7 protein-coding genes and 1 pseudogene are annotated in these 10,730 nt (G+C 35.3%); 2 read left to right on the forward strand and 6 right to left on the reverse strand.

Annotation, left to right across the window (positions count from 1 at the left end; genetic code table 11):
- Positions 1-50: 50 nt before the first annotated feature.
- The 6 genes from FJR05_RS01435 to FJR05_RS01460 all read right to left on the reverse strand — a co-directional run bounded on the left by FJR05_RS01435 (position 51) and on the right by FJR05_RS01460 (position 8,915).
- Positions 51-2,684: a PAS domain S-box protein gene (locus FJR05_RS01435; protein ID WP_168642478.1), complete on the reverse strand. Its 2,634-nt coding sequence runs from the start codon at positions 2,682-2,684 to the stop codon at positions 51-53.
- A 61-nt stretch (positions 2,685-2,745) separates the two neighbouring features.
- Positions 2,746-3,156: a four helix bundle protein gene (locus FJR05_RS01440; RefSeq protein ID WP_168642479.1), complete on the reverse strand. Its 411-nt coding sequence runs from the start codon at positions 3,154-3,156 to the stop codon at positions 2,746-2,748.
- A 74-nt stretch (positions 3,157-3,230) separates the two neighbouring features.
- Positions 3,231-3,671 (reverse strand): response regulator, encoded by a 441-nt coding sequence (locus tag FJR05_RS01445; RefSeq protein ID WP_371416766.1) that lies wholly within the window; start codon positions 3,669-3,671, stop codon positions 3,231-3,233.
- The gene (locus tag FJR05_RS01450; RefSeq protein WP_168642481.1) at positions 3,652-5,970 is read right to left on the reverse strand and encodes an ATP-binding protein; all 2,319 of its coding nucleotides are present in this window, start codon (positions 5,968-5,970) and stop codon (positions 3,652-3,654) included. Before FJR05_RS01450 ends, FJR05_RS01445 begins: the two co-directional genes overlap by 20 nt.
- A gap of 119 nt (positions 5,971-6,089) precedes the next feature.
- Positions 6,090-8,396, reverse strand: coding sequence for a response regulator (locus FJR05_RS01455; RefSeq protein ID WP_371416767.1), 2,307 nt, complete (start codon positions 8,394-8,396; stop codon positions 6,090-6,092).
- 129 nt (positions 8,397-8,525) lie between these two features.
- On the reverse strand, positions 8,526-8,915 hold the full coding sequence (locus tag FJR05_RS01460; protein ID WP_168642482.1) for a hypothetical protein: 390 nt from the start codon (positions 8,913-8,915) through the stop codon (positions 8,526-8,528).
- 452 nt (positions 8,916-9,367) lie between these two features.
- Between FJR05_RS01460 and FJR05_RS01465 the strand changes: the two genes are divergently transcribed.
- Both FJR05_RS01465 and FJR05_RS01470 read left to right on the forward strand, forming a co-directional pair.
- Positions 9,368-10,192: an SGNH/GDSL hydrolase family protein gene (locus tag FJR05_RS01465; RefSeq protein WP_168642483.1), complete on the forward strand. Its 825-nt coding sequence runs from the start codon at positions 9,368-9,370 to the stop codon at positions 10,190-10,192.
- Between the two features lie 128 nt (positions 10,193-10,320).
- A pseudogene (locus FJR05_RS01470) lies at positions 10,321-10,730 on the forward strand (4-hydroxy-3-methylbut-2-enyl diphosphate reductase); the annotation flags it as partial.

The raw sequence follows: 10,730 nt of genomic DNA on the forward strand, positions 1-10,730 counted from the left end.
TCCTATCCCTGTTACTTCCTAATTCCTTTTTAGTGGGGGAGTGTGAACAGTTACTCTCCAAGAATAGGAAAATAGGAGACTAACCAATAACCTATCATTTCCGGCTGACTAGGAGCAGGACTACTAATTTCCAAGTTACAAATCGGTTGTTTAGTATCTAAAATAGTTTGTAATAGAGGCAAAATTCTGGCTGAAATTTCTGGTATTAACTCCATCACCGATTTTCCCAGATGCGTCTCAATAGGATAGCCGTTGATATCTGCCAATTTCTGATTAATCTTTAAGAACCGCAGGTTAGTATCAAGTATAGACAAGCCTACATTTGCTTCACTAGCGGCATAAAAAAATCCATCTAATAATTTTTCTCTATTTCTTAATTCTCGCTCTAACTGCTCACGCTGTAATAGTTCTATTTGTAGTTGATCATTTGCCTGAGATAGTTGTAATGTCCGTTCTGTAACTCCTTGTTCTAGTGTGAGATTAAATTCTTGCAGTGCCAGTTCTGCTTGTTTGCGATCCGTAATATCAATAATAATACTTAGCATTCGCATCGGTTGTCTAGTTTCGTCAGACAAGAAATTGGCTGTTTCCATTACCCAATGCAGACTGCGATCATTCTTTCTGTAAATTCGATATTCTGCCTGGTAAGGGGCTTGAGTTTGTAATGCTTCGTGCAACTGTTGTTCGACTTGCTCCACATCATCAGGATGAATTTGCTCCCGCCAAATTGTATGATTAGGTAGAACCTTTCCTAACTCTAGTCCCCAGATGCGACATAGATTTTTGTTCCAGAGGCATTCATGAGTTTGCAAATTCCAGTCCCTAGAACCAATACCTGTCAAGTCAAGGGTGAGCCTTAAGCGTTCTTCACTAACTTTCAAGCTTTGTTCTAGTTGTTTGCGTTCAGTAATATCTTCAGAGAAAATAATAATTCCGCAAATCTCATTGTTGCTATCATACCAGGGGCGGACTTCCCAGCGTAACCATTGATTTAACCCATCTGATCTGATAAATAAATCTTCATCGCATTTCTCAACTGCACCCGCAAGACAACGTTGATGAATTTGCCTCCATTTGTCTGTAACTTCTGGAAATATCTCGTAATGGGATTTACCAATGATAGCTTCAATAGATTCAAGTTGATAATCATTAATCCATCGCTGACTGGCAATTACATAGTGCATATTCCGGTCAAACATGGCAATACCAGCAGGTGCATATTTAGCAAACAACTCTAGTTGTTTCTCCCGTTCCTGTAGGGCAATTTCTGATAATTTGCGTTCACTAATATCACGCATGATAGTAGAAGTGAATAATATTTCTCCATCCGCAGATTTGTGAGCAACAATTAATTGAGAAACAGGAATTTCTGACCCATTTTGATGCAAAATGGCGGTTTCCCCCAACCAACTTCCAGTTTCAATAGCTGTAGGGATACCTTGATCATAAATAATATCTACAGCCCATTGGGGATGACTTTTAACCACTGTAAAATCATTAATATCCGCAATTCCCATCATTTTTTTAGCCGCAGAATTGAGCCAAATTACCTTTCCTTTGGGTGTGGCCATACCCACAAAATCGGGAGTAGCTTCTAATATAGAGGTTAATCTTCGTCGTCGTGCTAATTCCGTTTGCAACTTTTCTATTAATGATGCTTGTTGAATGGCAATACCTACCTGAATTGCCAATTGATTCATCAATTCTATATCCGCACTTTTCCATTGCCTGGGTGCTGTACATTCATGGGCAATAAGTAATCCCCAAAGTTTATTTTCTTGGATAATAGGAACAACCAAGTTTGCTCGGATATTAAAATTTTGCAGAAATTCCTGATAACATTCATTGATATCAGGCTCGGTGTATATATCATCAATAGTTCTGGTACGTCCTTGTTGATATAATTCCACCCAGCTTTCTCCAAAGCATTGATCTATAACAGTGCGATCTAAAATTGAAAACTTTGGATCTACGACAGCTTCTTTGACAACTAGGCCTGTACCATCGGTTTCAAATTGGTAGATAATAATGCGATCGCTCTTGATAATACCTCTAATTTCTGTAACTGTAGTTTGCAGAATATCGTCTACACTGAGACAATCACGAATAGAAAGTGATATATTGGTAATTAGTTTTTGTCGTTGTTGTTGCCATTCCTGTTGTTGAATTAGTTGGTTTTGACGTAAAATATTAGTAATAGCTTGATGTAAACTTTCAGCAGTAATAAAATTTTTATCTAAATAATCTTGTGCGCCACTTTTGAATAAATCAACAACCACATCTGTGCTATCTTGTCCCGTAATCATAATTGCAGGGATTCTATCTTTACCTGTTTTTTGGCATAATTCCTGCAAAAATTCTAACCCATCCATATCGGGCAAAAAGTAATCAACTAGCATTACATCTGGTAGTTGTTGCTGACACCAAAGTAAAGCATTTTGACCATTAGAAAACTCAACAATCTCATAAGTGTGAGAATGATTTTGAGTCAGATATCGTTGATAAGTACCACGATCAGCCTTTGAATCATCTAACACTAAAATAGTATATGTTCTGTCCTCAAGAGTTTCCAAATTTTCCAGATTTCTCCTATTTACTTGTTCTCCCTTGAGGGCGGCTATTTCTGTTCTTAATGCTTCTAATTCGGCAATTAGTTGTGTTTTTGTTTTCTCATTATCTTCCATAAGCTGTTAAACCTTTAATTTGCACGTTAAGGGAAGCAGAGGAGACGGGGAGGGAAGAATTTCAACGTTTCATTAACCAAGGGGAGGGATTAATAATCATATTTACTAAACTGCCTAAGATTTGATTGTATATTCGATATAGCTCTCTACCTGATTCAACATCCAAATAATTGCACTTAACAGCAAATTCAATCCAAGTCTGAGTTTCAGCAGATTCTGCTAACTCCTTCGGAGTCGCTACGCGAACACAATCATTCAGTTTAGCCACAAAAGCTGCTTCATATCGTCGCTTTCTCCAGGCTTCTGCCAGATTCGCACAAACAGAACGTGATGAACGACGAATCTGATCAGTTAATGAAAAACGTTCCTCAATAGGAAACTTTTTGGAGACTTCAAAGATTTTCATTGCTGCTTCAAATGCCATTTGATAAACTCTCAAATCTTGATGATTTTTAATTGCTTCTTTTTCCATCTCCTCTGCTCCTCTGCTCCTCCGCTCCCCTGCTCCCCTGCTCCCCTGCTCCCCTGCTCCCCTGCGTCCATAATTTAATCGGGTAAAATGGAAAATTCAAACCAATATCTAATTAAAATATTGATCGTTTCTGTTAAATTTGATAATCCCATTGGTTTTAATATATAATTATTTACCCCTTGGTTATAACAAAATTTTACATCTTTTTGATTAAAAGAAGTGGTAAATACGACAATAGGAATTAATTTTAATTCTTCATGATTTTTGATAGTTGCTAATACTTCTCTCCCATCTGTTCCTGGTAAGTTTAAATCTAAGAGGATTAAATTAGGACGTGGTGCTGTTTCCGGTTCAGCATAGTCGCCTTCTTGGAATAAAAAATCTAAGGCTGCATCACCATTACTACAGCGATAAATGGGATAAGAAAAATTCAAAGATTTCATCACCCTTTTTAAGGATTCAAAATCGGCTTGACTATCTTCTATTATTAATAAACTAATATGTTTCTCCTCCATGTTCATGGTTTTTTCCCAAAGTAAAATAAAATGTTGTTCCTGCTTTCAATTTTGATTCTACCCAAATTTGTCCTCCATGTCGCTCCACAATTTTTTTCACAATAGTTAATCCTGCACCTGTTCCTCCTCCATACTGTTCTTGTTCATGTAAACGTTTAAAAATGCGAAAAATTGTATCTAAATTTTTTTCTCTAATACCAATACCATTATCTCTCACATAAAAAATTGGGATATTTTGATGAAAACAAGGATGATCAATTTCTGACCATTCTGGTTTACCTATTATCCACCCAATTTCTATCTGTTTTTTCGTTTGTTCATTATACTTAATAGCATTGCTCATTAAGTTAGTGTAAATTTCTTCTACTAAGACGCTATCAGCTTCGATAACAGGTAAATCTTCAGCAATTTTTATACTAATTTGAGAGTCAGATTGACTAATTTCGATAATACTAAAAACATTTTCTACTAAATCCTTTAAGTCAATAGTAGTTCGTTTTATATCAGCACGAGATAAGCGCGAAAAATGTAGTAAAGCATTAATTAGATTTTCCATCCTTCTGGTTAGTTTCATTAAAATCTCTAATTTATAGATACCATCTTCGTCTAATTGATGACGATAATCTTCTAACAAAAAATTAGCATAATTGTGAATACCTCTTAAGGGTTCTTTTAAATCATGGGAAGCGATATAAGCAAAAGCATCTAATTCATTATTACTTTCTTGTAACTGTTCATTAATTAATGTTAATTCATCGGCTTTTTTAAGAATAATTCCTACAATAACACTGCGTAATTCAATCACTGCTGCAAGTTCATATTTTTGCCAAGGTAAACTTTTAAATTTGACAATTTCTTGCCATTTTTCAAAAGATTTACGGGGGGAAAGCGTGAGATTACCATGTTCATCAATATTTTTTTGTTTATGATGATCACCTCCCCAATTGACAGTTTGAATTACTTCAGGACGAAACCAGATAATAAAATTGTGTTGCAGTTTAGTAATAGCAACAACTATTACACCAGATGCTAATTCTTTAAACTGTTCTGCTGGAGGATAAATTTTAGGTAAACTATCCGTATAATAAAGATTATCTTGCAAATGAGGAATAACCCAATTTATTAATTCATGAATTTGATTTTCTGAAGGAGTTTTCCCTAATAACATGATTGAATCAGGAGAAATAATCGCTGCTCCACTAGCTTTAACTAATTGTAGTAAATTCTCGTGATTTTGTGCTAACACATCTACAAAATCCTCTGATTTAGCAATACTTTCAACAAAATTAGATAACAGATTTTTTAATTGAATTTTATTAGTTAAATTTTCCTGTTCTTCTTTATTAGTTAATTCCAGAGACATCAATTGTCCTACCAATTCGCAAAAAGTTTGCATATAATAAGATTGATATTTAGGAGTTTGATGATGACAAGCAATTAAACCCCAAAGTTGATTATTTTTTAATAAAGAAATAGACATTGATGCACCTACTTTCATATTTTGCAAATATTCAATGTGCATAGGTGATACACTTCTTAAAGCCGCAAAACTTAAATCTGCTGAGGTTTGAGTTATGGGAGAAATGTTAGGAATTAAAGCAGCAGGTTGATAATTAACATCAGGAATTAACCGTAATTTATTTAACCGATAAAGTTCTTTTGCTTGTTTGGGAATATCGCTATCAGGATAACGTAAACCTAAAAAGGAAGGCAAATCAATCCGCTTAGTTTCGGCAATAATTTCTCCTGAATCATCTTGATCTAACCGATATACCATCACTCGATCAAATCCAGTAATTTCTCTAATTTCTTCAGCAATTAATTGACTTAAACTGCTAAGATCAGCTACATTTTGAATTTTGGTGAGCAGATGACGAGTTAATTGATAAAATTGAAAGAAATTACAAGTTTCATCTCCATCATAAGTTTCAAGTTCCAAAATTAATAAGTTATCTGGTGAACGATGGACAATACCATAGAAAGTAATTGTTTCTTGTTGAGAATTTAATACTTTTAAAGTTAGGGGATTTATGGCTTCAAAATCTCTTTCTAAACATCGAGTGATCGTGTTTATATCTTCTGCTTTTAAAAGCTTATTTAGACTTTGATTTAATAACTCATCTGGTAAATAGCCTAGAAGTAATTGAGTATTATCGCTTATTTGGGTAATTTGCCAATCTTCTTTATTAAAGATCAAACAAATACCATGAGGTTGAATGGCATTAGGAATGTGAATTGGTTCGCGATCGCAATTAGTGAGGGTAATTGGTTGATCAAAAATGTCATCTATAGAAATCATAATTTAGTAGGAGTTAGGAGTTATGAGTTAGGAGTTAGGAGAGAGAAGAAAGAGGAAAGAAGAGGAGAGAAAGAAGAAAGATAAATATTCCCCAGTCCCCAGTCCCCAATCCCCAATATTTATTTGTTTAAATTTGCTGAACAAATCCGATTTCGCCCTTCTGCTTTAGCTTGGTAGAGGGCAATATCTGCTTTTTGATAAAGTGTTTGTAAATCTTGTCCATGATCTGGAGTCTGAACAATTCCTCCACTAAATGTTACCTTAAATCTCGTTCCATCCAAGGATGTAAATGAATATTGACTAAATTGTTGAAGAACTTGGACTAATTTTCGCATTCCATCTTCTTTATCTGTACCATACATTCCTACTATAAATTCCTCCCCACCCCAACGCCCAACTACATCTTCTTGTCTAAAGGATTGATTGAGGATTTTACCAAAGTAGTTGAGGACTTGATCGCCCATTTCATGTCCATATTGATCATTAACAGACTTAAAGTGGTCTAAATCCAAAACTGCTAAACTAAAAGGCTGTTGTTGACGTTGTGCTAACTGTAGTAATCTTGTCAAGTCTTGTAATGCTTTCCGTCTCAGACTTAATCCTGTAAGTGCATCTATTTCGGTTAATTTCCAAAGTTTACGTTGTTCTAACCGAGTTCGTACACGGGTTATTAATTCTGTTGGGACAATTGGTTTAGTCAAAAAATCATCAGCACCGACAGTAAAACCACGTTGAATTGTTTCCAAATCATTATGAGAAGATAGAAACAAGATAGGTAAACGATTCCATCTAGAATCACTGCGGACTACTTGACACAAATCAAATCCACTCCAATAGTTGATTGTGTCTTTTTCACTTTTTTGAATTACACTAAATTCAACATCCAAAATCAACAAATCAGGAGCAGTTTGTTCTAATGTTTCCCAAAATTTCTCAGGTTGATTGAGTAAAGTCAGATGATAGTTAGATGGTTCTAATAAAGTAGTGAGAAGATTTAGTAATCCTGGATCATCATCCACAATCAATAACTTAGCTACAGACTGATTTACAGGTTGGATTATTTGGGTTATAGTTGCTAATACTTCAGCAGGAGAAATGGGTTTTTGTAAAAAGCATTGACTTCCTAAACGTGCTGCTTCCACTCGTTGAATAAATGAATTTTCAGCCGTTAGCATGACAACGGGAATTTTTGGATAATGATTGTGTACTATTGCCAAAAAATCTAATCCATTTTTGATGGAATCAGGGAAATTTATATCCAACAAAATTACATCAAAGTGATGATCACTTAAAAATTCCTCTGCTGCTTGGAGATTAACGGCAATTTTCGCTCTAAATCCCCAGTTTGTTGCTTCTATTGCCATTTGCTGGGCTAGGGGCAAATCATCATCTACGATCAATAGTGATAGTGATAACGAAGAAATATTAGGGATTGAGGGTAAATATTCTATTTGATTAATTTGATTTTCACAGCCATATCCTTCTATTTCTTCCTTTAACTGGGTTAGTAGTTGTTCTAATTCTGTAATTTCTGGTGGTTTTAAGGCTTGATTTTGCTGAATAAGTTGCTTGATTTGGCGAGAAATTTCTGAAGCTGTTTCTAAGCCAAAACAACCTAATGAACCTATCAAGGTATGGGCTTCTCTTTCCGCTTCTTGCTGTTGTGTTGGTGTAAAAGTGCCGTTTTTTATAGCATCAATGGCTTGTTGCAGAATGGTGAGGCGATCGCTATAAGACTGACGATATTTTTCCCAAACAGCTTTTAATTCCGAAGTCTCATTAATAGAGTTGTATTCTAATTGGTTAATATCTTCCTGATATTTTTCATTTACAACTTCCTGATCTTTAAGCCGATATCCTTGTTTATAAATAGTTTCTAATATATCAGCAACACCCGCTTTCTTTAGTTTTTGCCGCAAACCCTTAATATGTGCGCGTACCGCTCCCTCGCTAGGAAATTCTTCCGATGTCCACAGACGATCTAATAAGCGACTGGTGCTGAAAATTTGTTCAGGATAGCGCAGAAAAAGTTCTAGTATTTCATATTCTTTTGCAGCCAAATAAATTGGCTTTTCTTGATATATAACTTCACAACTATTCGGATTAAGAGATAAATCACCCCAGCTTAATAGAGGAGATAGGGTCTTTTGATTTCTTCTCAATAATGCTCGAATCCTAGCTAATAATTCATTCATATCAAAAGGTTTAGCCAGGTAATCATCAGCACCAGCATCTAAGCCAATAACCTTATTTGTCACCGCATCTAATGCTGTCATTAATATTACTGGGGTTTCTCGATTAGGATTGAGTAAAGAAGACTGATTAGTTCTGAGTTTTTGACAGAAACTAATACCATCCAATTTAGGTAACATTACATCTAAGAGAATCAAATCATAGGGATAAACTTCTGCTAAATTCCATCCTATTTAACCATCTTGTGCTAACTCAATCTGATAGTGTTGTTTACTTAACGTGATTTGTAGCAACTGAGCTATGTTTTTATCATCTTCTACACAAAGAATTTTCACATTCGTTTATCCTTTTTAATCCTAATTTTATCCAGTTATATAATTAAGATTAGCATTCTGTAGCCAATCAAAATACCAATTTTGATGAATGGGAAGCCAGGAAGGATTAGCAGCTTGCCGATAATCCCAGTCAAAAGTAATTAAACTAAAGGCAGCAGCAGATAAATCGCACTGTGAAAAATCATGCTCAATCCATACTACAGAATTAATATTAAGAGCAAATTCTTTAACTACTAGAGTTGCTAAATTCTCAATTTCTTTGATTGTCAAAAAGCCTGTTTTGGCTCTAATTTTGGAGAAGATAACAATTTGTAGTTGTGGATAAGGTGAGTATATACGCAGTTTATGTTGGTATTTTTCTGTGCCAAATATTTCTTTAAATATACCGTGAAATGAAATTTGGTGAATACATTGCATAATTTTCAACTTTTTGATGTATATTTTCTAATGGCACTGTTAAACTAAAACCAAATGGCTGTTTGGCAATGGCTGAAGGAGTGGATGCGAAATTTTTTGTTCTAGTAAGGGCATTTCTTGCCAACAACTGCGACAGAACCAATAAACATGATGTTGGCGAAAGTTGCGGGTCATCGTGTTGGAGCAGCAAGGACAGGTATTCATAAAGATTTAAAAAGTTATTACAAAATGTGTGTTGGTTATGAATCGAGAGCAAATTGAAGTAATTTCATTTAATTTGAAGCTATAGCAAATTTATGAAGGATTTGTGAATAGGGTGCAAATATTGTAAAAACATAATAATTAAATAAATTTTGTAAATAAATTTTGCTTTTTGTGTTTGTCCCCAGACCAATTACCAATTACCCACCATCAGACTTACAATTAATCAATATCGGTAATATTTCTTCGTCGTGTCTAATCGTGTAAAAACCGTTCCTCTCTGGGCATTTTTCGCACTGTTAACTAATATCATCCTGATGTTAGCCGTTATCTTATTGATTTGGCGACAGCAAAAACTAACCCCTGTGTTAGCAACTACAGCTATTCCATCTCCCCCAGAACCAGTTAACCTAAACTGGAAAAATCAATATGTAGCGCCAGAATTGGGACCCCGGCATAAGCTCAGTTATCCCCAATGGTTGGATATCCTCAAACAAGAAGCTAAAATCACTGCTGATAAAAATCCCCAAGGATTAATCATATTAGCGGGAGATTCTCTGAGTTTGTGGTTTCCACCGGAGTTATTACCTGAGGATAGAAGCTGGTTAAATCAGGGCATATCAGGGGAAGTTAGTAATGGATTATTGCAAAGATTAGATTTTTTCGATCGTACCCAACCGGAAAAGATTTTCATTATGGTGGGTATTAATGATCTAATTCGTGGGCTAGATGATCAGGAAATTTTAGCTAATTATCGGCAAATTATCAGTTATTTGCGAAAAATACATCCCCAAACCGAAATTGTCGTTCAGTCAATTTTGCCTCATGGTGGAGAGAAAGCAACTTGGGAAGGAAAAGAAAAACTTCTAGCAATTCCCAATTCTCGGATTCGCAATTTGAATCAGGAATTGAATAATCTCGCTACTGAAAAAGGTGCGAAATATCTCAATTTACATCCCTTATTCACCGATAAACAAGGTAATCTGCGATCAGATTTTACAACTGACGGTTTGCATCTGAGTCCCCCTGGTTATCTAGTTTGGCGGACTGCCTTACAGATGTATAATAACCAATAAATAACATCCCAGTTACCTGAACCTGAAAAAATCAACTCAAAAAGTAGGATATAAATCCAAATTTCCTATCTAGATCACCTCAAAACACGAGAAAATCAAAAATAGTAATTATTAGTGGTCAATCTAAAATGGATACAAAAGCTTTTAAACGTAGCCTTCAACATTCAGACAATTACAATCGTAAAGGCTTTGGTCATCAAGCGGAAGTCGCTACCCAGTTAGAGTCTGAGTTTCAGAGTAACTTAATTCAGGAAATCCGCGATCGCAACTACACCATCAAACGTGGTAATGTCACCATTCAACTAGCACAAGCATTTGGTTTTTGTTGGGGTGTAGAAAGGGCTGTAGCCATGGCCTATGAAACCCGGCAACATTTTCCCACAGAACAGATTTGGATTACCAACGAAATTATTCACAATCCATCTGTGAATAAACGAATGCAAGAAATGCAAGTAGAATTTATTCCCGTTATTGACAAACTCAAAGACTTTTCTGTTGTTAACAGTGGTGATGTAGTAATTTTACCAGCCTTTGGTGC

Source organism: Dolichospermum sp. UHCC 0259, assembly GCF_009711935.1.
Taxonomy (GTDB): domain Bacteria; phylum Cyanobacteriota; class Cyanobacteriia; order Cyanobacteriales; family Nostocaceae; genus Dolichospermum.

Coding starts and splice junctions, on each gene's coding strand:
- FJR05_RS01435 (WP_168642478.1), bottom strand. CDS start 2,684: ATGGAAGATAATGAGAAAACAAAAACACAACTAATTGCCGAATTAGAA.
- FJR05_RS01440 (WP_168642479.1), bottom strand. CDS start 3,156: ATGGAAAAAGAAGCAATTAAAAATCATCAAGATTTGAGAGTTTATCAA.
- FJR05_RS01445 (WP_371416766.1), bottom strand. CDS start 3,671: ATGGAGGAGAAACATATTAGTTTATTAATAATAGAAGATAGTCAAGCC.
- FJR05_RS01450 (WP_168642481.1), bottom strand. CDS start 5,970: ATGATTTCTATAGATGACATTTTTGATCAACCAATTACCCTCACTAAT.
- FJR05_RS01460 (WP_168642482.1), bottom strand. CDS start 8,915: ATGCAATGTATTCACCAAATTTCATTTCACGGTATATTTAAAGAAATA.